The organism is Virgibacillus salexigens (assembly GCF_014905415.1).
GTDB lineage: Bacteria > Bacillota > Bacilli > Bacillales > Amphibacillaceae > Virgibacillus > Virgibacillus salexigens.
This window is the reverse complement of record NZ_BNEO01000051.1, coordinates 1-372: the sequence shown is the minus strand read 5'-3', so window position 1 is coordinate 372 and position 372 is coordinate 1. Positions and strand designations below refer to the sequence as shown.

The window sequence follows — 372 nt, the reverse complement described above, 5'->3', positions numbered from 1 at the left end:
TATTCAATTAATCGAAAATCAACCCAAAACTAGTGAAGGGGTAAGCAATGCGATAATGGGTTTAGATCAATATGGTTATCCAGTATCGTTAGAAGTAGAAAAATCAGATCCGCATCTATTCTTTCATAAAGATAATGAACGAAACCTACTCCGACGATGAGCAGCTGGACAGTGGCAGGGAAAACAAAAAGAAGTGCTATTATCGACAGAGGAAATAATCTGAGTTGCCAAAGAAAAACCAGAGAGTTTAAGTAATAATGTAGTAACAAGGCCAGTAATGCTAGAGTTAGTCTACCCCACTCTAGCTTTCATTGGTGGTCCGGGTGAGATAAGTTGTTGGTCTGCATTAAAACCAGCTTTTCATGCACTGGA

General features: G+C 39.0%; 1 pseudogene. It reads left to right on the top strand.

Annotated elements, in window-relative coordinates:
* Window positions 1-238: 238 nt before the first annotated feature.
* Window positions 239-372 (top strand): annotated as a pseudogene (gene bshC, locus JKP73_RS23310) (bacillithiol biosynthesis protein BshC); the annotation flags it as partial.